This window comes from Prescottella sp. R16 (genome assembly GCF_030656875.1).
Lineage (GTDB): Bacteria > Actinomycetota > Actinomycetes > Mycobacteriales > Mycobacteriaceae > Prescottella.
The window spans coordinates 1,257,038-1,280,092 of the sequence record NZ_CP130943.1 but is presented as its reverse complement, the minus strand read 5'-3'; the positions used below and the strand labels follow the sequence as shown (position 1 = coordinate 1,280,092).

Genomic DNA, 23,055 nt, shown 5'->3' with positions numbered 1-23,055 from the left:
GAGCCGGCACCCGCCCGCGCGTCATCGCCGTTCGTGTCGCTCTCGGTCCGCGATCGGATCCGGGTCCACCAGGATCGGATCACCCTGGACGATCTCGGCGAGTTCGGCGTCGATGTCCTCCCCGGCCGCTTCGGCGCGACGCTGCTCGTCGGCGCTGAAGGTGCGGAGGGCGACCTCCTTGATGAAGAGGATCGCGGCCAGGCTGAGCAGCGAGACGATGCCCGAGATCAGGAAGATCCGTGCGGTCGCGTCGCCGTAGGCGCCGCGGACGATGTCCGCGATCGGGCCCGGCAGTTCCTTGAGGTTGGACAGTCCGGCACCCGAACCACCCGCCTGGCTCATGTCCACCCCGGCCGCCGTCAGACCCTTGATCGTCAGATCGGCGACGTGGCTGGAGAGGACCGCGCCGAGGATCGAGACGCCGGCCGCGCCACCGAGCGAGCGGAAGAACGACACCACCGAGCTGGCCGAACCCAGGTCGGCCGGGCTGACCGTGTTCTGCACCGCCAGCACCAGGTTCTGCATGGTCAGGCCCATGCCGATGCCGAGGATGAACAGGAACACCCCGAGCACACCCATGTCGGTGGCGTGGTCGATCGTCGAGAGCAGGAAGAAGCCGACCGTCATCATGATCGCGCCGCCGACGAGGAACCCCTTCCAGCGGCCGAACTTGGTGATGAGCGATCCGGAGATCGCCGACGACAGCATCGACCCGATGACCATGGGCAGCGTCAGCAGGCCGGCCGCGGTCGGCGAGTAGCCGCGGGCGATCTGGAAGTACTGGCCCAGGAACACCGCGCCGCCGAAGAGGGCGATGCCGACCGCGACGCTCGCGAGGGTCGCCAGCGCGGTGGTGCGGTCCTTGAACAGGCGCAGCGGGATGATCGGATCCTTGGCCTTGGTCTCGGTGAAGATCGCGAGCGCCAACAGCGCCACGCCGAGTGCGACGAGACCGAAGGAGACGCCCGATGCCCAATCGAAGTTCTTGCCCGCCAACGTCACCCAGATCAGCAGCGTGCTGACACCGGACGCGATGAACAGTGCGCCCATGTAGTCGATGCTGACGTTCTTGCGGACGACCGGAAGATTGAGGGTGCGCTGGATGACGAGCAGTGCGATCACCGCGAGCGGGACGCCGACGAAGAACGTCCAGCGCCACCCGAGCCAGCTGGTGTCGACGATGACGCCGCCGATCAGCGGGCCCGCGACGGTGGCGATGGACATGACGCCGGCCATCGGACCCTGGTAGCGGCCACGTTCACGCGGGCTGAACATCGTCGCGATGACGATGACGACCAGCGCTTGCAGACCACCGAGACCCAGACCCTGGACGGCGCGAGCCCCGATGAGCAGGGCAACCGACTGCGACAGGCCGGCGAGCACCGAGCCGATCGTGAAGATCACCAGCGCCAACTGGACCAGCATCTTCTTGCTGACCATGTCGGAGAACTTGCCCCAGATCGGCGTCGTCGCGGTGGACGCCAGCAACGTCGCGGTGACGACCCACGTGTACTGGTCCTGGGTGCCGTGCAGATCGGTGATGATCGTCGGCAGCGCGTTGGAGACGATCGTCGACGACAGGAACGCCACGAACATGCCCAGGAGCAGACCGATCAGTGCCTGGATGCGCTGGGGGTGCGTCATCGGCGCATCCGCTACTTGTTCGGCTGCCCCGGTCCCCCGCGTTTCGGATGCGCTCATGCAACCCCCTTCGAAGATAGTTGAGTCGTACAACTATACGGCGAATGGTTGCATTGCGCAACTATCTGTCGACGGGCTCTTCCCGGTTCACCGACATCGCGAGCCGGTGCAGCAACATCGTCAACTGCCGCACGTCGGCAGGATCCCAGCGCGACAGCCGCTCCCGCCACTCCGCGATCGTCGACTCCCGCAACGCCGTCAACCGGGCGCGGCCGGGCTCGGTCAGCGCCACCAACCGCGCCCGCGCGTCGTGCGGATCCGGACGACGTTCGACGAGACCGAGCCGGACGACGGCATCGATCTGCCGGGTCAACGTCGACTTCTCGATCCCCAGATCCGACACCAGTTCCGACATCGGGACCGCGTCACCGCGCGCCAGGATCGTCAGCAGCGGATAGCAGGCCGGATCGAGTTTCGGGTCGATCGCACGGGCCCGTTCCCGCGTCTGGATGCGCCCACGCCGCCACATGTCGACCAGTTCCGATTCGAGCTCCGTGATCGGATCCGCGTTCATGTTCGTGGACATCCCTTCATCTCCTTCGCCGCCGGCGGACACACCGGCGCGCAACGCCGTCAGGGTACGTCTCACGATCCGGGCCTACGATCGCCGCATGGCTCGCTGGTCGATCGTCGTCGCCGTCTGGGTACTGTCGCTCGCCACCACCGCCGCGATGATCGTCTCGTCGTGGTGGTGGCTCGTCGCGGCCGTCCCGCTGATCCTGCTCGCCCTGGTCGGGACGTGGGACCTGACGCAGCGGCGGCACAACGTGCTTCGCAACTATCCGATCCTCGGCCACGCCCGCTACCTGCTCGAGCGCATCCGGCCCGAGATCCAGCAGTACTTCATCGAATCCTCCACGGACGGAAAACCGTTCGACCGCGAAACACGAGACCTGGTGTACGAGAGAGCGAAAGGAACCCTCGCCGAGGAACCGTTCGGCACCGAACGCGACGTCCAGGCGGTCGGCTACGAGTTCGTCACCCACTCGCTGCGGGCCCGCTTCGCTCCCGATACTCCCCCACGAGTGCGTCTCGGCGGCCCCGACTGCACCCGCCCCTACGACATCGCCCTCCTCAACGTCTCCGCGATGAGTTTCGGATCCCTGTCCGGGAACGCCGTCGAAGCCCTCAACGCCGGGGCCGCGCGAGGCGGCTTCGCCCACGACACCGGTGAGGGCGGGATCAGCCGCTACCACCGCAAACACGGCGGCGATCTGATCTGGGAGATCGCGTCCGGCTACTTCGGCTGCCGCACCCCCGACGGCGACTTCGACCCCGACCAGTTCGCGGCGAAAGCCACCGACGACCAGGTGAAGGCAATCTCGATCAAACTGTCGCAGGGCGCCAAACCCGGCTACGGCGGCGTGCTGCCCGGCAGCAAGGTCACCGCGGAGATCGCCGCCGCGCGCGGCGTCCCGATCGGCGAAACCGTCACCTCCCCGCCCGCGCACCGGACGTTCGACACCCCACTGGGGCTCGTCGACTTCGTCTCCACCCTGCGCACCCTCTCCGGCGGCAAACCGGTCGGCTTCAAACTGTGCGTCGGCAGCCGCATCGAATTCCTCGCGATCTGCAAGGCGATGCGGCAGCGCAACATCACCCCAGACTTCGTCATCGTCGACGGCGCCGAAGGCGGCACCGGCGCCGGCCCGGTCGAATTCGAGGACCACATGGGCATGCCGCTCACCGAAGGCCTGATGACGGTCCACAACGCCCTCGTCGGTGCCGGACTGCGCGACCGCATCAAGATCGGCGCGTCGGGCAAGGTCGCGAGCGGCGCCGACATCGTCAAACGCATCGCCCAAGGCGCCGACTTCACCCTCGCCGCCCGCGCCATGATGTTCGCGGTCGGCTGCATCCAGGCCCAGAAATGCCACACCAACCGCTGCCCGGTCGGCGTCACCACCCAGGATCCGGCCCGCACCCGCGCCCTCGACGTCCCGGACAAGACGGCCCGCGTCCACCGCTTCCAACAGGCCACCGTCGCCAGCGCCCAGCAGATGATCGCGTCGATGGGCCTCGACGGTTTCGACGAACTGACCCCGTCGATGCTCAACCGCCGTGTCGACGGGGTCACCACCCGCAGCTACGCCGAAATCTACGAATGGCTCGACGACGGTGAACTGCTGAACCATCCCCGACCGGAATGGCGGCGCGACTGGCAGGCCGCCGACCCCACGTCGTTCCGACCGGCCGCTACGGACACGCCAGCTTGACCATCTGCAGGATCCGGTCGGCCTGCTCGTCGGACGGCGCCGTGCCGCCGTAGGCCGCCACGTCCTTCACCTTCGCGAGCAGTTCGTCGTCGGTGGCACCGTCCTCGCGTTCCGTGCACGTGTCCTTGACGATCGTCTCGATCGAGTCGTCGTCACGATCTCGCGCCAGATCCGGGTACGCCGCCCGGAACGCAGCCACGAACGTCGTCAGTTTCGCGTTGTCCCACGCATCCCCGACGCTCGACAACGCGCTCGACGCCGTCGCCTCGATACTCGACCGCAGCGCCTCCGCCGGACTCGGCTCGGTGGTCGAGGTGACCGCCGAACTGATCTTGGCCTTGGTCTCCTCGGACGTCCCACCGTCGTCACCACATGCGGCGAGCGTGAACACGAGCGCGGACGCAGCAACGAGCGTGGCGGCCACCCTTCCCTGTGTCTGTACCAGTTTTCTCCCCATGGCCGGGATACTACGGTCTCGCACGGGCCGAATGTCGGATTCGATCGCTCCGTAACCGGATCGAATCACACGTGTCCCAACCCGGCCGATGTGCGTAAATTCAGTAGATTCGACGGCAGCCGACATCCGACTGCCGGAAGGACTCGCGAACCGTGAGCATCCCGAACACCGCACAACCTGCCCGCCGCACCCGCATGCGCGATCGCGGCGAGGTGATCGGCGCCGGAGGAATGTGGCTCGCGAAGTGGTCACTGTGCCTCGCCGCGATCGCGATCGGCGCCGTCGTCCTCGGATGGATCCTGGAAAAACTGTGGGTGATCGCGCTGCCGGTGCTGCTCGCGATCGTCGTCTCCACCGTGCTGTGGCCGCCGACGCGGGCGCTCACGAAACGCGGCATGCCTCCCGCCGGCGCCGCCTCCTTCACAATTCTCGTGTTCTTCGCTGTCCTCGGCGGCGTGATCGCGCTGATCGTGCCGTCCGTCGTGGATCAGGCGCCCGAACTGACCAACAAGGCGGTCCAGGGCATCCAACAGGTACAGGACTGGGTGAAGGGCCCCCCGTTCAACCTGCAGGACGACCAGATCGACACCGCCGTCCACGCCGTCACCAACAAGCTCCAGGAGAGCGGTACCGCGATCGCGTCCGGCGTGTTCAGCGGTGTCACCACCGCCGGCTCGATGATCGTGACCCTGGGCCTCGTGCTGATCCTGGCGTTCTTCTTCGTCAAGGACGGACCCCGGTTCATTCCGTGGCTGCACAGTGTCGGCGGCGGCCGCGCCGGCCGGCACCTCGAGGAAGTCCTCGGCCGCATGTGGGACACGCTCGGCGGCTTCATCCGCACCCAGGCGCTGGTGAGTCTCATCGACGCCGTCTTCATCGGCGCCGGCCTGCTGATCCTCGGGGTGCCGTTGGCCCCGGTCCTCGCGATTCTCACGTTCATCGGTGGCTTCGTGCCGATCGTCGGCGCGTTCGTCGCCGGAGCTCTCGCGGTCCTCGTGGCACTGGTCGCGAACGGCCCGACGACCGCGCTGATCGTGCTCGCGATCATCATCGCGGTGCAGCAGATCGAGGGCAACGTCCTGCAGCCGGTGTTGCAGAGCAAGAGCATGAAACTGCACGCCGTGGTGGTGCTGCTCGCCGTCACCGCGGGCGGCTCCCTGTTCGGCATCGTCGGCGCGTTCCTCGCGGTGCCGGTCGCCGCGGTCGCCGCGGTCGTGATCCGCTACCTCGGGGAGCAGATCGACCACCGGCTCGAACGCGACGCCCTCCTCGACGCCGAGGATGCGATCGACGACGAGAAGACGGACACCGAGCACACGGAGTCGGCGGAGGCCGACGACACCACCGACGAGAAGCCCGCCGCGCGCAGCTAGCCGGCGACCATCTCCAGCGTCGACCCGGTCCGGCCGCGCACCACGTGCAGCCGGCTCGGGATCCGCTGGCGCATCTCGTCGACGTGGCTGACGATGCCGACGACGCGGCCGCCCGCCCGCAACTCGTCGAGGACACCCATCACCAGGTCGAGGGTGTCGGCGTCGAGGGTGCCGAATCCCTCGTCGATGAACATGGTGTCGAGGACGACACCCCCCGATTCGGCGGCGACGACGTCGGCGAGTCCCAGGGCCAGCGCGAGCGACGCCAGGAACGATTCCCCACCGGACAGGGTCTTCGCGGACCGCACGACGCCGGTGTAGTCGTCCCGAATGTCGAGGCCCAGACCGCCGCGCCGACCGCGGGCCCCGGCCTCGTCGGAGTGCACGAATTCGTAGCGGCCGGCGGACATCCGGCGCAGCCGGACCGACGCCGACACCGCGACCTCCTCGAGCCGGGACGCGAGCACGTAGGACCGCAGCGACATCTTGCGGGTGTTCTGCCCGCGCCCGGCGACGACGTCCGCGAGGCCCGCGAGTTCGTCGTGCTCCGCCAGCACCGGGCCCAGCGCCGTCATGGTCGTCTGCAACTGCGCGACGAGCCGGTCGAGGTTGTCGCGGCGGTTCCCGGCGTCGGACGCCGCCGCGGCCGCCGTCTCGACCGCGGCGGACGCGGCGCGTGCAGCGTCCTCCGCTTCGGTCGGGTCGACGGCGTCGAGATCCGCGACCGCGAGGACGTCGGGTTCTTCCAGCACCGAACGGGCGCTCGCCCGGCGGTCCCGGGCCCGGCCGAGGACGTCCCGGATCCGGTCGATCCGGTCGGCCGGGCGTACCGCGGCGAGGGCGTCGTCGAGGGACGCGAAACCCGCCTCGGCGACGACGACCCGGACCCGCTGCTGCCGGTCCCGCGCGGTGTCACCGGACGTCACAGCCCGATCTCGGGCGTCGAGCAGATCGGTGGCGCGGGAGGCGAGGTCGTCGAATCGGGTGCGCCGCGCCGCCACGTCGGTGTCGTCCCCGGCCGCCTCGGCGAGCCGCGCCCGCAGTGCGGCCGCCTGGTCGGCGCAGCTCGCGGCCCGCGCGTCGAGGCTCGCCTTCTCGGCGGTGGCCTCCCAGATCCGGTCGTCGAGTTCCGTTGCCCGCGAACGCAGACCGTCGAGGGCAGCGACCTCGGCGGGGTGTCCGATCGCCTCGGCGCGGGCGCGGTCGACGGCGTCCACGGCCGTGGCGTGTGCGGCCCGTAGACCGTCCCGGTCGCCGCCACCACTGCGCTGCACCAGCAGATCGACGACGCGTTCCAGTTCGCTCAGATCGGCGGTGGTCCGGTCGAGGACGGCGACGGCCCGCTGTTCCGCGGCCCGGGCGGCGTCCTCGTCCTCCTTGGTGACCGCCACCGCGCCGGGCCGGGCCGGTTCGGGATGCTCACGCGAACCGCACACGGTGCACGGTTCGCCGCCGACGAGTTGCGCGGCCAGTTCGGCCGCCATCCCGGCGATCCGCTGCTCCCGCACGTCGAGCAGGTGACTGCGGGCCTGCTGGTGGGCGTCCTTCGCGGCCACCGCGTCTGCACGCAGCGCCTCCAGAGCGCTTGTGCGCGAGGCCAGTTCGTCGGCGGCGGCGGCCGCGTCGGCGGCCCGGGCAGCGGCCTCCTCGAGCGCCGGCAACGAGGACTGCGCGTGCGCGGCGGCCCGGACCCGCTCCTCGGCGGCGGCGAGGTCCTGGGGCAGCCGGTCCCGTTCCGCGGCGAGCTCGGCGGCCAGGCGCGCGGATTCGGCACTGCGGCTGCGCATCTCGTCGACCTCCCGGTCGAGCCGGGTCAGCACACCCGTCTCGGCGAGCAGAGCGTCCAACCGCGCCACCTCCTCCGTCCACGCCCGGATCCGCGCCCGGATCGTGTCGCGGTCGGCGACGGTGGGCGGCCACGACAGCCCCGCCACCAGGTCGGCGCCGTCGCCGTACGCGGCGAGCCGGTCCGCAGCGCTGCGCGCACGGCCGTCCGCGGTCTGCGCGTCCCGCGCCGCGGTGTCGGCCTCGGATGCGGCGACGGCGACTGCTGCAGCCCGGCCCGCCCGATCGGCTTCGCCCTCGAGGGCGTCGTGTTCGGCGGCCCCGGCATCGAGTTCGGCCAGTGCGGCGCGCGCCGCGGCGCAGCGCGCCTGCAGATCCCGAATCCGCCTGGCCTGCTGGGCAGCAGCCCGCGCACGTTCCTCGACGCCGCGTGCCGCGACGAGTTCGGCAGCCGTCGATTCGGCTGTCGCCCCGGCCTCCGCGAGCAGGCGCACCGCCCAGTCCAGTGGATCGTCGTCGACGCCCGCCTCGAGCCCGGCCGCGGTCGACACCCGCGCCACCAGCAGATCCACGCGGGCGCGGTGCTCTGCGACCCGCTCCGCGCTCTCCTTCCGCCGGTCGACGAACCACTCCTCGACGGACTTGAACCGGACGGTGTCGAACAGTTTCTCGAGGAGTTTGCCGCGCTCCTCGTTGTCGGCCCGCAGGAAGCGCGCGAACTCGCCCTGCGGCAGCAGCACCACCTGGAAGAACTGGTCGGCGGTCATGCCGAGGAGTCGTTCCACCTCGCGGGCGATGTCGGGGATGCGGGACAGGTCCTCCCCCGCCCCGTCCCGCCATTCGAGGGTGGCCTTCGCGTTCTCGGTGAGGGTGCCCGTCCCCCGTTTCTTGGGACGCTCGTATTCGGGGCTGCGGCTGATCCGCAGGCGGCGGCCCCCGATCGTCGCGTCGAGGGTCACCGTGGGCACGGCCCCGGCGGGCGCGTGGTCGGACAGCAACCGTTTACCGTCGCGGCGGGCCCCCGGCACGGTGCCGTAGAGGGCGAACGCGACCGCGTCGAGGACCGTCGTCTTGCCGGCCCCGGTCCGGCCGTGCAGCAGGAACAACCCGTCCGCGCCGAGTGCGTCGAAGTCGACGGCGACGGTGTCCCCGAACGGGCCGAACGCCGACACCTCCAGATGATGCAGTCTCATGCCGACGCCGCCTCGGGGGCCGACGCGATGCGCAGCGCGTCCTCGAGCAGTCGGGTCTCCCCCGTGCTCGCGTCGCTGCGGACGTCGGCCAGGAATCCGTGCGCCACGTCGATATCCGATCGTCCCCGCACCCGTTCGCGGTACCGGAGTTCCGGGTTGCCGTCGGGCCGCTGCCATTCCATGTGTACCGCGTACGGGAACCGGGTCTGCAGCGACCGCATCGCGTCGACGGGGCGCAACGCGTCGGTGAGGACCACCGACACGTAGTGCTCCTCCGCCGCCGCAAACGACTCGTCGGCCAGGAGGTCCTCGAGGGTGCCGGTGAGCCGGCTCAGCCCCCGCACCACCGGCAGGTCGATCCGCTCGACACCCGCGAGCCCCGACGCGTCGACGTCGACGAGCCACACCGCCTTGCGATGTGAACTCTCCCCGAACGAGTACGGCAACGGCGACCCGCTGTACCGCACGTGCTCGGCGACGGTCTGCGGCGAGTGCAGGTGCCCGAGCGCCACGTAGTCGACACCGTCGAACGCGGCTGCCGGCACCGTCTCGACACCGCCGACCGAGATGGACCGCTCCGATTCGGAGGCCTCGCCACCGACGACGAACGCGTGCGCGAGCAGCACCGAACGCAGGCCCGGTACCTGCTCGCGGCGCGCCGCCAGATCGGCCCGGATCCGGGTCATCGCGGCATCGAGGATGTCGGCGTGCGACCGCGCGTGCGGGACGCCCAACACCCCCCGCGTGATCTCCGGTTCGAGGTACGGGATGCCGTAGAAGGCGACCGGGCCGTGCGTGTCGTCGAGGACGACGGGCGCATCGAGTGCGTCGACCCGGGTGAGGAGATGCAGTCCGCCGGCGGCGGTGAACGCGGCGCCGGCGCCGAGACGTACCGGAGAATCGTGATTGCCCGACGTGGCGACGATCACGGCCCCGGCCCGGCGGATCGCCTCGAACCCCCGGTGGCACACCGCGACCGCATCGGCACTCGGAATCGAGCGGTCGTACACGTCGCCGGGGACCACCACGACGTCCACGGAATGCACCGCGACCAGGCCCGCGACGGCGTCGAGGACCCGGTCCTGGTCGGCCAGGAGGTCGACGCCGTGGAAGGTACGTCCGATGTGCCAGTCGGAGGTGTGCAGGATCCTCATGGCGAACGACGGTAGATCACTCGGCCGACAGTTTCCTCGGGCACACCGGTCCGTCGAACCGAGCAACGCGGCGATCAGCGACTACCCTCGAAATGTGTCCGCAACCCAACGTGCTCGCTCCGGGGTGCCGCTCGACCTGAGATCGGCTCTCCCCACCGTTCCCGGTATCCCCGCATGGGGCGCCGTCGCCGTCGCCGCTGGGTTGACGTTCATCGGCTTCCTGCTCGACGCCTTCTCGGGTAGCGAACTGACCGCGACGTTCTCGGTGCTGTATTTCCTCGGCTGTGTGTTCGCGGTGCTCGCGGTCCGCTACCGGGGCCTGTTCACCGCGGTCGTACAGCCGCCGCTGCTGCTGTTCGTCGCGGTTCCGATCGGCCAGCAGTTGATCTCCGACAGTGCCGGTACGAGCCTGAAGGATCTCGCGCTCACCGTCGCGTATCCGCTCGTCAACCGTTTCCCCTTGATGCTGGCCGCGACCGTCGTGGTGGCGTTGATCGCGGGTGCCCGCGTGTTCCTCGCCTCGCAGAGCCGGGGTGCCCCGGCCCGGTCCCGGGCCCGCCGCGCCACCGCTCGCAGCCCGCGCCCGGATGCACCCGCCGATGTGCGGTCCCGCCCGCGGCGTACAGCGCCTGCCGGGGACGCGCACCGCGACCGGGGCCGTCGGGAGAACCGACGGGAACCGATCCGCCGGGAGCCGATCCGCCGCGAGGCGTCGGCCTACCGGGAGCCGGTGAGCCGCGACGCCGTCCGCCCGGGCGGGTACCGGGACACCGGATACCGGGAGCCCGGCCACCGGGACACCGGATATCGAGAGCCCGGGTATCGGGACACCGGATATCGAGAGCCCGGGTATCGGGACACCGGATACCGGGAGCCCGCCACCCACGACCGCGATCCCGTTCCCGCACGTACCGCCCCGCCGTCCGCGGCATCCGCTCGGCCGGCGCCGCGGGTCCGGTACCGGGACCGCCGGGACCCGCCGCGCGGCCTCTGATCCACCCGGCGGTGTCCGTCGGGCGTCCGTCAGACGCGGGCGTCCCGCAGTTCCCGCGGCAACGCGAAGACGAGGGTCTCGTTCGCGGTGGTCACCGACTGGACATCCGTGAACCCCTGCTCGGCGAGCAGGTCGATGACGCCGCGCACCAGGATCTCGGGCACCGACGCGCCGGAGGTGATACCGATCGTCCGGACACCGTCGAGCCACGCGAGATCGACCTCGCGGGCGTAGTCGACGAGGTACGCGGCTCGGGTGCCGGCGTTCAGCGCGACCTCGACGAGCCGCACCGAGTTCGACGAGTTCCGTGACCCGACGACGATCACCAGATCGCATTCGGGGGCCATCGCCTTGACCGCTACCTGCCGATTCTGGGTGGCGTAGCAGATGTCGTCGCTCGGCGGATCCTCGAGCTGCGGGAACTTCTGCCGCAGCCGCTGCACCGTCTCCATCGTCTCGTCGACCGACAGCGTCGTCTGCGACAGCCACACCACCCTGGCTCCGTCCCGCACCGTGATGTGTTCGACGGCGTCCGGCCCGTCGACGAGCTGCACGTGATCGGGGGCCTCACCGGCGGTGCCCTCGACCTCCTCGTGGCCCTCGTGGCCGATCAACAGGATGTCGTAGTCGTCGCGCGCGAACCGCTTGGCCTCCTGGTGCACCTTCGTCACCAGCGGGCACGTCGCGTCGATCGTGTGCAGGTTGCGTTCCGCCGCGGCCTCGTGCACGGCCGGGGACACGCCGTGCGCGGAGAACACCAGCACCGAGTTCTCGGGCACCTCGTCGGTCTCGTCGACGAAGACGACGCCGCGTTCGGCGAGCGTGTCGACGACGTGCCGGTTGTGCACGATCTCCTTGCGCACGTAGATCGGTGCACCGTGCTTCTCGAGGGACTTTTCGACGGTCTCGACCGCACGGTCGACGCCGGCGCAGTAGCCGCGGGGCTCGGCCAGCAGGACACGCCTGCCCTTGCCGACGGTGTCGGTACCGGCCGAACGGGCGATACCCAAATTGAGAGGAACTGCCGAAGACATGACTCCAGCCTACGGTGCATCTCGTCGCGTACCCTGCTGAGCATGATCCGTCCCCCGTTCATGGCACGTGTCGCGGCCGGCATGGCCATCACTGCTTATGAAGAGGCGCTCAAGCTTCCGTCCACCGCGGTGACGTTCCCGATGACGGCGATCAGCCAGGTGCTGCAGACGACGATGCGGGTGCAGCAGTCGATGACGGCGCTCGCCATCAAGGGTGATCAGGCGTTCTGCCTGTTCGACCGGGCCGAGGAGAAGCCGTCGTGGGCGGTGTTCGACGACGACCGTGCCGACGGTGAGGTGGATGTCGAGCCGGCCCCCGAAACCTCCTCCGCCACGGACGCTGCGGACACCGACGCCCGTCCGGCCACGCCGGGCCGGTTCGCGTTGTACTCGACGTCACCGTCCGATGCCCGGACCGAATCCCCGTCCGGCACCGAGACGCCCACCGGCGGGAACGTTCCGGTCCCGGCCGTCGCCGAGGAACTCGACTATGCCGCGCTCACGCTCGCGCAGTTGCGGTCGCGGCTGCGGGCCCTGTCGGTCGAGGACCTGACCGCACTGCTCGAGTACGAGGAGCGCACCACCGCACGGGCACCGTTCCAGACCATGCTGGCCAACCGCATCACCGCGGCGAAAGCCAAGTGACGTCCCCCAGTTCCGCGGAGCAGCCGTGGCCGGTGCGGACGGTGTCGACGAAGGTGTCGCAGTGGATCGACCGGCTCGGCAGTGTGTGGGTCGAGGGGCAGCTCACGCAGATCAACGCCCGCCCCGGTACCCGGACCGCGTTTCTGGTGCTGCGGGACCCGTCGGTGGACATGTCGCTGTCGGTGACGTGCTCGCCGCAACTGCTGCGCGACGCGCCCGTCCCCCTCACCGAGGGCAGCCGCGTGGTCGTGTTCGGGAAGCTGTCGTTCTACACCGGACGCGGCAGCGTGTCGCTGCGGGTGACGGAGATCCGCGCGGTCGGTGTCGGTGAACTGCTGGCCCGTATCGAACGACTGCGGGCGCTGCTGACGGCCGAGGGCCTGTTCGATCCGCGCCTCAAGCGACCGCTGCCGTTCCTGCCCGGCACGGTCGGGCTGATCACGGCACGGGCGAGTGCCGCCGAGCGGGACGTGATCAGCGTCGCGCAACGACGGTGGCCCGCAGTGCGGTTCGAGGTGCGGCACGCCACCGTGCAGGGGCCGACGGCGGTGCCGCAGATCGTCGCGGCACTCGAGGAACTCGACGCCGACCCGGCCGTCGACGTGATCGTCCTGGCCCGCGGCGGCGGCAGCGTCGAGGACCTGCTGCCGTTCTCCGACGAAACCCTGTGCCGCGCGATCGTCGCGTGCACCACCCCGGTCGTGAGCGCGATCGGCCACGAGCCGGACAGCCCGCTCAGCGACCACGTCGCCGATGTGCGGGCCGCGACACCCACCGATGCCGCCAAGCGGGTGGTGCCCGACGCCGTCGCCGAGCAGGCCCTCGTGTCGGAGTTGCGGGAGCGCAGCGCGGCAGCACTGCGGAACTGGGTCGAACGGGAACATCACCGTGTCGAGCAGCTGCGCAGCCGGCCGGTACTCGCCGACCCGCTGCAATCGATCGACCGCCGCGCCGACGAGGTGGAGCGGCTGCGCGACGCCGCCCGCCGCGACGTACAGCGCGCGATCGGGGCCGAGTCGACCACCGTCGAACATCTGCGGGCCCGGTTGACGACACTCGGTCCGGCCGCGACCCTGGCACGCGGGTACGCCGTCGTGCAGAAGGTGCTCGGGGATTCGAAGGACGCCGAGCCGGAGGTGCTGCGGTCCGTCGACGACGCACCGCCCGGCACCCAGATCCGGGTCCGACTGGCCGACGGCGCCGTGCGCGCCGCCGTGATGGGAAGAGAGAAATGAGCAATTCGGATGTCGCCGACCTCGGCTACGAGGCGGCGCGGGACGAACTGGTCGACGTCGTGAAGGCCCTCGAACAGGGCGGTCTCGACCTCGACGCGTCCCTCGCCCTGTGGGAGCGCGGCGAGGCGCTTGCGAAGCGCTGCGAGGAGCACCTGGCGGGGGCGCGTCGACGCGTCGAACAGGCCCTGTCCGACGCGTCCGACGACACGGACTAGCGCTGCAGCGGCTCCACCGCGCCGACCGCGGTCGCGAGGGTCGTGAACGCCTCTGCCGGTGCCGGGCCGGTGAGCAGGATGCGGGTGTCACCGAAATCGCTGACCCAGATCGCCTCGACCCCGTCGCCACCGAACACGTCCCACGTGTGGTCGCCGATCTGTTCGGTACCGGTCGCGTAGCGAGGTTCACCGGCGATGAACGGCACCAGCGTCTCCTCGGTGGCATTGCTCTGCGTGAGCTGGAGGTAGCGGCCGCCGTCGGTGATGAATCCGATGTTGCTCGAGTCGCCGCCGCCGTCCCCGGAGACGATGCTGCGGCTGCCCGAGTTGGGCGTCCAGCCCTCCGGGATCTCCGGCTGGCGGATCGGGAATCCGAGCTCGCGGGAGTCGTACTTGAACGCCGCGCCGGCGTCGAAACTGGGGACGGGTCCCGTCTTGGGCCCACCCGGGCTGAACGAACAGGACTGGGCAACCGCCGCGATCAACAGGCAGGCGACCACCAGCGGGATCAACGACCAGGCCATGTCCTGGCCGTTCTGCAGAATACGGGGCTTCTTGTCGGGCACGAGGTCCAGTATTCCTGTTCCGTCGAGATTGTGGCCCAGCAGGCCACTCTTCGTGGGCGTTCTGAAAGAATCATCAGCGAGATTCGTCTACCGACAAGCAGGAGGCACCGCCCATGACGGCCAGCACCCCATCGAGTCGCCGCGAGGCCCCCGACCGCAACCTCGCTCTCGAGCTGGTACGCGTCACCGAAGCTGCGGCCATGGCCGCCGGCCGTTGGGTCGGACGAGGCGACAAGGAAGGCGGCGACGGCGCCGCCGTCGATGCGATGCGTCACATGGTGAGCTCCGTCTCCATGCAGGGCGTCGTCGTCATCGGCGAGGGCGAGAAGGACGAAGCCCCGATGCTCTACAACGGCGAGGAAGTCGGCAACGGCGACGGCCCGCTGTGCGACGTGGCGGTCGACCCGATCGACGGCACGACGCTGATGAGCAAGGGCGCACCGGGCTCGATCGCGGTGCTCGCGGTCGCCGAGCGCGGCGCCATGTTCGACCCGTCCGCAGTGTTCTACATGGACAAGATCGCGGTCGGCCCCGAGGCCGCCGACGTCATCGACCTGTCCGCCGGTGTCGCCGAGAACATCCGTCGCGTCGCGAAGGCGAAGAACCGCGCCGTCTCCGACACGACCGTGACCATCCTGGACCGTCCGCGTCACGCCGAGATCATCCGTGAGATCCGCGAGACCGGCGCCCGCATCCGCCTGATCTCCGACGGCGACGTGGCCGGCGCGATCGCGACGGCCCGCCCCGAGTCCGGCGTCGACATGCTCCTCGGCATCGGCGGCACCCCCGAGGGCATCATCGCCGCCGCCGCGCTGCGCTGCATGGGCGGCGCCCTGCAGGGCAAGCTCGCCCCCACGGACGACGCCGAGCGCCAGAAGGCGATCGACGCCGGCCACGACCTGGACCGCGTCCTGCGTACCGAGGAACTCGTCACCGGCGAGAACATCTTCTTCTGCGCGACCGGTGTCACCGACGGCGACCTGCTCAAGGGTGTGCGCTACTACGGCGGCGGCGCGACGACGCAGTCGATCGTCATGCGCAGCAAGTCCGGCACGGTCCGCATGATCGAGGCCTACCACCGCCTCGAGAAGCTGCACGAGTTCTCGTCGATCAACTTCGACGGGGTCGAGGGCGCGCAGCCGCCGCTGCCGTGATCGTGGGCTTCTAGTCCGTTCAGCTGAAGGGTCCCTTCGTGCGCTCCGAGCGTGTGAAGGGACCCTTCAGCTGTTTCGCGGTGGCAAGCTGAGGGCCATGACTGACAGCAACGATCCCCGGTTCCGTATCGAGCACGACACGATGGGTGAGGTCAGGGTTCCGGTCGATGCCCTGTGGCGGGCGCAGACGCAACGTGCCGTCGAGAATTTCCCGATTTCCGGCCGCGGCCTCGAGCGCGCCCAGATTCGCGCCATGGGGCTGCTGAAAGCCGCTTGCGCACAGGTCAACAAGGACCTCGGACTGCTCGATCCGGACAAGGCCGACGCGATCGTCGCCGCCGCGAACGAGATCGCCGACGGCCGCCACGACGACCAGTTCCCGATCGACGTGTTCCAGACCGGGTCCGGGACGAGTTCGAACATGAACGTCAACGAGGTGATCGCGAGTCTCGCGGCGCGGGCCGGGGTCACGGTGCACCCCAACGACGACGTGAACATGTCGCAGTCGTCGAACGACACGTTCCCGACCGCGGTGCACGTCGCCGCGACCGAGGCCACCGTCAAGGATCTGGTGCCGGCACTCGACCACCTGCGACTCGCCCTGCTCGACAAGGCGACCCAGTGGCGGACGGTGGTGAAGTCGGGGCGCACGCATCTGATGGATGCCGTCCCGGTGACGCTCGGTCAGGAGTTCGGCGGGTATGCACACCAGGTCGAGGCGGGTATGGAGCGGGTGCTGGCGACACTCCCCCGGCTCGGTGAACTTCCGATCGGTGGTACCGCGGTGGGTACCGGGCTGAACGCCCCGGACGGGTTCGGCCCGCGGGTGGTGGCGGAGCTGGTGCGCACCACCGACCTCGATGCCCTGCGTCCCGCCCGCAACAGCTTCGAGGCGCAGGCCGCGCGGGACGGGCTGGTCGAGTTGTCGGGGGCGCTGCGCACGGTGGCGGTGTCGCTCACGAAGATCGCGAACGACGTCCGCTGGATGGGGTCGGGTCCGCTGACCGGGCTCGGGGAGATCCGGTTGCCGGATCTGCAGCCGGGCAGTTCGATCATGCCGGGCAAGGTCAATCCGGTTCTGCCGGAGGCGGTGACGCAGGTGGCCGCGCAGGTGGTGGGCAACGATGCGACGGTCGCGTGGGGCGGGGCTGCGGGCGCGTTCGAGTTGAACGTGTACATCCCGGTGATGGCCCGTAACGTGCTCGAGTCGATCCGGTTGCTGGCCAACGTGTCCCGCCTGTTCGCAGATCGGTGCATCGCCGGTCTCGAGGCGGACGAGGAGCGTCTGAGGACGCTCGCCGAGTCGTCGCCGTCGATCGTCACCCCGCTCAACTCGGCGATCGGCTACGAGGAGGCCGCGGCGGTCGCGAAGCAGGCGTTGCGGGAGAAGAAGACGATCCGGCAGACGGTGATCGACCGCGGACTGGTCGGTGACGGGCTGACCGAGGCGGAGCTGGACCGGCGTCTCGATGTGCTCGCGATGACGCAGGTCGACCGGGACGAGTGACATTCTCGGCCATGGAGGGTGAATCCGCGTGTGAAATGCCGTATTTCGCACTGATTCGGATTGTGTATCGGGCGCTGCGGAGTTAGCGTCGGTTCTACTGCTTCATCCTCTGTCGAAGCAGCGTGGCGCTCGCCCGCACCCCGACGGGGGCGAGCGCCCCGTCGTCGGGCGGTGGATTCGGTCACGCCGGTTGAGCCCACCGCCCGACGACCCCTCGGTCACATGTTCGGGCCGAACTCTTCGAGCATCTCCGTCACCAGTGCCGCGATCGGCGAGCGTTCGCTGCGGGTCAGGGTGATGTGCGCGAACAGCGGATGCCCCTTGAGCTTCTCGATCACCGCGGCGACGCCGTCGTGTCGTCCGACCCGCAGGTTGTCGCGCTGGGCGACGTCGTGGGTGAGGACGACACGGGATCCGGTTCCGAGCCGGGACAGGACGGTGAGCAGGACACCGCGTTCGAGGGATTGGGCCTCGTCGACGATCACGAACGAGTCGTGGAGGGATCGTCCGCGAATGTGAGTGAGCGGCAGGACTTCGAGCATGCCGCGGCGTAGTACCTCCTCGATGACCTCGGGGCTCGCGAGTCCGTCGAGGGTGTCGAAGACGGCCTGCGCCCACGGCTCCATCTTCTCGCTCTCGCTGCCCGGCAGGTAGCCGAGTTCCTGGCCGCCGACGGCGTACAGCGGACGGAAGACGACGACTTTGCGGTGGCTGCGGCGTTCCAGGACCGCCTCGAGGCCCGCGGTGAGGGCCAGCGCCGATTTGCCGGTGCCGGCTTTGCCGCCGAGCGACACGATGCCGATGCTTTCGTCGAGGAGCAGTTCGAGGGCCACCCGCTGTTCGGCGGACCGTCCGTGCAGGCCGAACGCCTCCCGGTCGCCGCGCACCACCTGGACCCGTTTGTCGGGGGTGACCCGGCCGAGTGCGCTGGACGTGCCGCCGAGCAGTCGGAGACCGGTGTGGCACGGCAACTCCCGGGCCTCGTCGAGGTCGACGAGGCCGTCGGCGAACAGGTGGTCGACGACGCCGGGAGCGACGTCGAGTTCGGCCATCCCGGACCATCCGGACGGGATCACGTCGTGGGCACGGAACTCGTCGGCGGGCAGACCGACCGCCCCCGCCTTGACACGCAACGGGATGTCCTTGCTGACGAGGACGACGTCCTTGCCGTCGGCAGCGAGATTGAGGGCACACGCCAGGATTCTGGAATCGTTGCTGTCCGTGCGGAATCCGACGGGAAGCACGGCCGGGTCGGTGTGATTGAGTTCCACCTGGAGGGTGCCGCCGGCGTCGCCGATCGGGACGGGCCGGTCGAGGCGGCCGTGTTCGAGCCGGAGATCGTCGAACATCCGCAGCGCTTCCCGGGCGAACCAACCCAGTTCGTGGTGGTGGCGTTTGTCCTCGAGTTCGCCGATCACGACGAGTGGCAGCACCACCTCGTGTTCGGCGAACCGGGTGACGGCCCACGGATCCGAGAGCAGAACCGAGGTGTCGAGAACGTAGGTGCGGACGGAGCTGATGTCGGTCACGTGAGGCTCCTCGTGGCTGAGAAACGGCGGTGTAGCGTCCCTGCCCCGACGCTACGACGGGGGTACGACAGATCCCACCTTCGACACGGTGAACGCACAGTGAATCCCGTTCGGCGCTGCGGTGGGGTGTACTGGCGGTACCTACGTCGGAGGGAGCGGCCGATGTCGCACGACAGTCGATACGAGGTGGCACTCGCGGAAGCCGAGGCCGGGTTCCGGGAGGGCGGTATTCCGATCGGGGCGGCACTGTTCCGCGGCGACGAGTTGGTCGCCCGTGGCCGTAATCTGCGGGTACAGGACGGGGATCCGATTCTGCACGGCGAGATGAGTTGTTTCCGGAACGCCGGCCGCCGCACCGATCACGCCGACATGACGTTGTTCACGACGTTGGCGCCGTGTCCGATGTGTGCGGGGGCGATCCTGTTGTTCCGGGTGCCGCGTGTCGTCGTCGGCGAGGACGAGACGTTTCCCGGTGAGCTGGAGTTGCTGCGACACCGCGGTGTCGAGGTGACCGTGCTGTCCGATCCGCGGGCGCTCGACCTGATGCGCACGATGACCTCGGTGCGGCCCGAGTTGTGGTCGGAGGACATCGGTGGGCGGTAGGCCGACCGGTGCCGGGCAGGCCTACCCACCGGGGTCAGTCGAGGACTGCGGTCGCTTCGAGTTCGACGAGCACATCGGGTTCGAACAGGTAGTCCACCCCGATGAGTGAGGCCGGCGGCATCGGCAACGGCAGCCCGATCTCGGCGGCGACCTGTTCGACGCCTGCCATGAACTCGGTGATCTTCTCGGGCTGCCAGCCGGTGACGTAGAACGTCAGTCGCACGACGTCACCGAAGCTCGCCCCCGCGGCGGCGAGTCCGACGGCGGTGTTCCTCAAGGCCTGGGCGACCTGCCCGGCCAGATCCTCCGGGGCCACAGGGGTGCCGTCGGCGAGCCGGGCGATCTGTCCGGCGACGTGCACGTGCCGACTGCCGGTGCCGATCGCGACGTGGTGATACGGGGTGGGCTGGGTCATGCCGACAGGGGTGAGGTATCGAACGCTCATGGGGTGCTCCTCGCACATCGAACCGATCAGGTATCCAAGTGATACTTGGATACCGGAGGGCACTTCAACGAGACTAGGTAGCGTGCGCGATACCACCGACGACGACGACGGCGAGCTGGCCGTCACCCCACCGCATCGTGAACTCCTCGATCAGGTTCTCGACAAGTGGTCACTGGCGGTCCTCAACGAGTTGTGCAACGGCCCGAGCCGCTTCAACGACCTGCGACGCGCGATCCCCGCGGTCACTCAGAAATCGTTGACCGCGACACTGCGCCGCCTCGAACGCAACGGCATCATCACCCGCGACGTACTCCACACCCGACCCGTCGCCGTCCAGTACCGCATCACCCCGCTCGGCAAGACCCTGCGACATCCGGTCGACGTAGTGCTCGCCTGGGCCGATGCGCACCTGCCGGCGATCGAGGACGCCCGAATCCGCTTCGATACACGACCCGACAGCTGACCCGATGGTTTGACTGCAGGACACACGACGACGGCCCGTACCCCGATCGGGGTACGGGCCGTCGTGGCTCGGCGGGTCAGGCCTGGGGCAACAGTCCCCAGGTCTCGAGGCCGTCGTACAGCGGGAAGTTCTGCGCCAGCTTGGAGACGCGGGCCCGCAGCGCCGGAACATCGGCGGCGGTGCCGGCGGCGAGGGCGGTCGCGATGATGTCGGCGACCTCGGTGAACTCGGCGTCGCCGAAGCCGCGGGTGGCCAGCGCCGGGGTGCCGATGCGCAGGCCGGACGGGTTCATCGGCGGGCGCGGGTCGAACGGCACAGCGTTGCGGTTGACGGTGATACCGATCTCGTGGAGCAGATCCTCACCCTGCTGGCCGTCGAGCTGCGAGTGCCGCAGGTCGACGAGCACGAGGTGCACGTCGGTGCCACCGGTGAGGACGGAGATGCCGTTGCCGGCGACGTCGGCGCCACCGAGACGCTCGGCGAGGATCTTCGAACCGGCCAGGGTGCGCTCCTGGCGGGCCTTGAACTCGTCGGTGCCGGCGATCTTCATGGCGACGGCCTTCGCGGCGATCGCATGCATGAGCGGGCCGCCCTGCTGGCCGGGGAAGACCGAGGAGTTGAGCTTCTTGGCCCACTCCTTCTTCGCCAGGATCATGCCGGAGCGGGGGCCACCGAGGGTCTTGTGGACGGTGGTGGAGACGACGTCGGCGTGCGGCACGGGCGACGGGTGCAGGCCCGCGGCGACGAGACCGGCGAAGTGCGCCATGTCGACCCACAGCTTGGCGCCGACCTCGTCGGCGATCGAACGGAACGCCGCGAAGTCGAGGTGACGCGGGTACGCCGACCAGCCACCGATGAGGACCTGCGGGCGCTCGCGCAGCGCGATCTCGCGGACCTGGTCCATGTCGACGACGTGGGTGTCCTCACGGACACCGTAGGACGCGACCTGGTACAGCTTGCCGGAGAAGTTGAGCTTCATGCCGTGCGTGAGGTGGCCGCCGTGCGCCAGATCCATGCCGAGGAGCTTCTCGCCCGGGTTCATGAGCGTCATCAGGACGGCTGCGTTGGCCTGCGCACCGGCGTGCGGCTGGACGTTCGCGAACTCGGCGCCGAAGACCTCCTTGGCGCGGTTGCGGGCGAGGTCCTCGACGACGTCGACGTACTCGCAGCCGCCGTAGTAGCGGCGTCCCGGGTAGCCCTCGGCGTACTTGTTGGTCAGGACGCTGCCCTGGGCCTCGAGGACGGCGCGGGGAACGAAGTTCTCCGACGCGATCATCTCCAGGGTGTCGCGCTGACGGGACAGCTCGCCCGCCATCGCGGTGGCGACCTCGGGGTCCAGTTCAGCGAGCGACGCGGTGTTCACGTCGGCGGGGGCAGCAGTCATCGCGAAATCTCCAGGCTGGATTGCGGAAGTATCCGACCCAGTCTAGGGAACGAGGTCGTCGCGCAGCACGCCTGGGGTGAGCGGTTCGTCGAGGAGGCGACGGAACCGTTCGGAGCGCTGCGGGCCGACGGGTGCCTGCGCCAACCAGGACCCGAGCAGCCGGTAGCCCTCGACGTACGTGCTGATGTAGGCGCGCCACAGCGGCGACGACAGGAATCGCAGGCTCTGCTTCGCCCGATCGGGTCCGGACAGTGTCCACCGTTGCAGGAACGCCGTGACGTCGTCGGCGCTGCGCCCTCTGTCGTGCAGCAGCAGGGCTGCGTCCTGCCGGACCGACAGCAGCCCGGCGGACGCCGCGGACAGTTCCTCGGCGCGTTCGCCGTCGAAGCGGAGGCCGAGGTCGGCGTAGATGTCCTGCGCCCACGCACCCCATCCGGGGGCGCCGACGATCGACTCGAGGGCGAGGTCGGCGAGGCCTTCGGCCATGAGGCACTGCGGGGTGTTGACGACGAACAGGGTCTGTTCGAGTTGTCCGGCGCCGACGAGGCCGGCCTCCTTGCGGCAGTGTTCGGTGTGGTGGCCGGGGTACGACTCGTGGGCGATGAGCCGCGGCAGGTTCGCCATGTGCTGGTCGAGGTCGGAGTTGATGGCGACGGTGGAGCGGTAGCCGCCGAGGTAGTAGTTGAATCCGGACCACGGTTTGTCACCGACCACCTCGTAGTCGACGCGTTCGTGGTCGGGGAGCGCGTATTCGGCGCGGACGCGGTCGCGCAGCGCGCTGTTGAAAGCGTCGACGCAGTCCCGCAGTTTCTCCGGCGGGATACGGTCCGCTTTCCGGTGTGCGGCCATGCGCTCGGCGAGGGTGCCGGGCCCGGGAAGGACGGCGTCCATGCGGCGGTGGGCGTCGCGGTAGACGTCCTCGTCTCCGGGTTCGATGCGGACATCGAAGTAGGCCGCCACCTCGTCGACGAATCCGATCTGTTCGCCCGCGAATTTCCGGGCCGAACATTCGAGGGCGGTCAGGTGGGCGTCGAGGAACCGGGTCCGTTCACCGGACAGTCCCGCCGACGGCAGGTCGGCGCGCAGTGCCCGGGCGTCGACGGCGAGACGGGCCGGGTCGGGGCGCGGTTCGTTCTCCACCTGCCGGCGCAGCGCGGGGTCGCCGGTGTAGGCGTCGACGAAACCCTCTTCGAGACGGTCGAAGCGCAGGCCCAGCAGCAGATAGTCACGTACCAGCGAGTCCGGTTCCATGTCGGCGACCCTAGTCGTTCACCTGTGCTTTCGGCCCGGAGGCGGACCCGGCGCAGCGCGCAGCGGTGGGAACCAGCACAATTTGCTCCATGCACCTGCCACTTCCCCGCACGCGCATGCACCGATCGTCCGTGACGTCCCGTCCCCGAGA

21 protein-coding genes are annotated in these 23,055 nt (G+C 69.5%); 10 read left to right on the top strand and 11 right to left on the bottom strand.

The window, feature by feature from the left end; genetic code table 11:
• Positions 1–21: 21 nt before the first annotated feature.
• The gene (locus Q5696_RS06055; protein ID WP_514131067.1) at positions 22–1,644 is read right to left on the bottom strand and encodes an MDR family MFS transporter; all 1,623 of its coding nucleotides are present in this window, start codon (positions 1,642–1,644) and stop codon (positions 22–24) included.
• Positions 1,645–1,762: 118 nt separating this feature from the next.
• The gene (locus tag Q5696_RS06050) at positions 1,763–2,215 is read right to left on the bottom strand and encodes a MarR family winged helix-turn-helix transcriptional regulator (RefSeq protein WP_305095153.1); all 453 of its coding nucleotides are present in this window, start codon (positions 2,213–2,215) and stop codon (positions 1,763–1,765) included.
• A 97-nt stretch (positions 2,216–2,312) separates the two neighbouring features.
• On the opposite strand from Q5696_RS06050, the gene Q5696_RS06045 reads away from it, so the two are divergent.
• Complete coding sequence (locus Q5696_RS06045) at positions 2,313–3,917, top strand: FMN-binding glutamate synthase family protein (protein WP_305094298.1); 1,605 nt, start codon at positions 2,313–2,315, stop codon at positions 3,915–3,917.
• Here the strand turns inward: Q5696_RS06045 and Q5696_RS06040 are convergent.
• A complete protein-coding gene (locus Q5696_RS06040) occupies positions 3,898–4,341 on the bottom strand; it encodes a hypothetical protein (RefSeq protein WP_305094297.1) in 444 nt (147 codons plus the stop codon). The two genes, Q5696_RS06045 and Q5696_RS06040, sit on opposite strands and share 20 nt — an antisense overlap.
• Positions 4,342–4,568: 227 nt before the next feature.
• On the opposite strand from Q5696_RS06040, the gene Q5696_RS06035 reads away from it, so the two are divergent.
• Positions 4,569–5,747: an AI-2E family transporter gene (locus Q5696_RS06035; protein WP_305095152.1), complete on the top strand. Its 1,179-nt coding sequence runs from the start codon at positions 4,569–4,571 to the stop codon at positions 5,745–5,747.
• Here Q5696_RS06035 and Q5696_RS06030 read toward each other — a convergent pair.
• On the bottom strand, positions 5,744–8,725 hold the full coding sequence (locus Q5696_RS06030) for an AAA family ATPase (RefSeq protein WP_305094296.1): 2,982 nt from the start codon (positions 8,723–8,725) through the stop codon (positions 5,744–5,746). The two genes, Q5696_RS06035 and Q5696_RS06030, sit on opposite strands and share 4 nt — an antisense overlap.
• Positions 8,722–9,879 carry a metallophosphoesterase family protein gene (locus Q5696_RS06025; protein ID WP_305094295.1) on the bottom strand — a complete coding sequence of 386 codons (1,158 nt, stop codon included), beginning with the start codon at positions 9,877–9,879 and terminating at the stop codon, positions 8,722–8,724. Before Q5696_RS06025 ends, Q5696_RS06030 begins: the two co-directional genes overlap by 4 nt.
• A gap of 94 nt (positions 9,880–9,973) precedes the next feature.
• Here Q5696_RS06025 and Q5696_RS06020 point away from each other — a divergent pair, with 94 nt between their 5' ends.
• Positions 9,974–10,873: a DUF6542 domain-containing protein gene (locus Q5696_RS06020; protein WP_305094294.1), complete on the top strand. Its 900-nt coding sequence runs from the start codon at positions 9,974–9,976 to the stop codon at positions 10,871–10,873.
• A 29-nt stretch (positions 10,874–10,902) separates the two neighbouring features.
• Here the strand turns inward: Q5696_RS06020 and Q5696_RS06015 are convergent, their stop codons facing one another.
• Entirely contained in the window at positions 10,903–11,907 is a 1,005-nt protein-coding gene (locus tag Q5696_RS06015; protein ID WP_305094293.1) for a 4-hydroxy-3-methylbut-2-enyl diphosphate reductase, read from the bottom strand.
• A gap of 42 nt (positions 11,908–11,949) precedes the next feature.
• Between Q5696_RS06015 and Q5696_RS06010 the strand changes: the two genes are divergently transcribed.
• The 3 genes from Q5696_RS06010 to Q5696_RS06000 are packed head-to-tail and all read left to right on the top strand — an operon-like array spanning position 11,950 to position 14,002.
• Complete coding sequence (locus tag Q5696_RS06010) at positions 11,950–12,552, top strand: lipid droplet-associated protein (protein ID WP_305094292.1); 603 nt, start codon at positions 11,950–11,952, stop codon at positions 12,550–12,552.
• Positions 12,549–13,787 carry an exodeoxyribonuclease VII large subunit gene (gene xseA / locus Q5696_RS06005; RefSeq protein WP_305094291.1) on the top strand — a complete coding sequence of 413 codons (1,239 nt, stop codon included), beginning with the start codon at positions 12,549–12,551 and terminating at the stop codon, positions 13,785–13,787. Before Q5696_RS06010 ends, xseA begins: the two co-directional genes overlap by 4 nt.
• Entirely contained in the window at positions 13,784–14,002 is a 219-nt protein-coding gene (locus Q5696_RS06000; protein ID WP_305094290.1) for an exodeoxyribonuclease VII small subunit, read from the top strand. Before xseA ends, Q5696_RS06000 begins: the two co-directional genes overlap by 4 nt.
• On the opposite strand, the gene Q5696_RS05995 is transcribed toward Q5696_RS06000, so the two are convergent.
• Positions 13,999–14,568: a DUF4245 domain-containing protein gene (locus tag Q5696_RS05995; protein WP_305094289.1), complete on the bottom strand. Its 570-nt coding sequence runs from the start codon at positions 14,566–14,568 to the stop codon at positions 13,999–14,001. The genes Q5696_RS06000 and Q5696_RS05995 overlap by 4 nt on opposite strands.
• Positions 14,569–14,681: 113 nt before the next feature.
• Here Q5696_RS05995 and glpX point away from each other — a divergent pair, with 113 nt between their 5' ends.
• Positions 14,682–15,722 carry a class II fructose-bisphosphatase gene (glpX, locus tag Q5696_RS05990; protein ID WP_305094288.1) on the top strand — a complete coding sequence of 347 codons (1,041 nt, stop codon included), beginning with the start codon at positions 14,682–14,684 and terminating at the stop codon, positions 15,720–15,722.
• A 97-nt stretch (positions 15,723–15,819) separates the two neighbouring features.
• The gene (locus tag Q5696_RS05985; protein WP_305094287.1) at positions 15,820–17,229 is read left to right on the top strand and encodes a class II fumarate hydratase; all 1,410 of its coding nucleotides are present in this window, start codon (positions 15,820–15,822) and stop codon (positions 17,227–17,229) included.
• A gap of 218 nt (positions 17,230–17,447) precedes the next feature.
• Here Q5696_RS05985 and phoH2 read toward each other — a convergent pair whose 3' ends face one another.
• Positions 17,448–18,758: an RNA 5'-3' helicase PhoH2 gene (gene phoH2 / locus Q5696_RS05980; RefSeq protein ID WP_305094286.1), complete on the bottom strand. Its 1,311-nt coding sequence runs from the start codon at positions 18,756–18,758 to the stop codon at positions 17,448–17,450.
• 162 nt (positions 18,759–18,920) lie between these two features.
• Between phoH2 and Q5696_RS05975 the strand changes: the two genes are divergently transcribed.
• Positions 18,921–19,361: a nucleoside deaminase gene (locus tag Q5696_RS05975; protein ID WP_305094285.1), complete on the top strand. Its 441-nt coding sequence runs from the start codon at positions 18,921–18,923 to the stop codon at positions 19,359–19,361.
• Between the two features lie 34 nt (positions 19,362–19,395).
• Here Q5696_RS05975 and Q5696_RS05970 read toward each other — a convergent pair whose 3' ends face one another.
• Positions 19,396–19,806 (bottom strand): RidA family protein, encoded by a 411-nt coding sequence (locus tag Q5696_RS05970; protein WP_305094284.1) that lies wholly within the window; start codon positions 19,804–19,806, stop codon positions 19,396–19,398.
• Positions 19,807–19,888: 82 nt separating this feature from the next.
• Between Q5696_RS05970 and Q5696_RS05965 the strand changes: the two genes are divergently transcribed.
• On the top strand, positions 19,889–20,269 hold the full coding sequence (locus Q5696_RS05965) for a winged helix-turn-helix transcriptional regulator (protein WP_305094283.1): 381 nt from the start codon (positions 19,889–19,891) through the stop codon (positions 20,267–20,269).
• A 76-nt stretch (positions 20,270–20,345) separates the two neighbouring features.
• Here Q5696_RS05965 and glyA read toward each other — a convergent pair whose 3' ends face one another.
• Together glyA and Q5696_RS05955 are read right to left on the bottom strand one after the other, a co-directional pair.
• Positions 20,346–21,653, bottom strand: coding sequence for a serine hydroxymethyltransferase (gene glyA / locus Q5696_RS05960; protein WP_305094282.1), 1,308 nt, complete (start codon positions 21,651–21,653; stop codon positions 20,346–20,348).
• 42 nt (positions 21,654–21,695) lie between these two features.
• Entirely contained in the window at positions 21,696–22,904 is a 1,209-nt protein-coding gene (locus Q5696_RS05955) for a DUF885 domain-containing protein (RefSeq protein WP_305094281.1), read from the bottom strand.
• Positions 22,905–23,055: the final 151 nt, after the last annotated feature.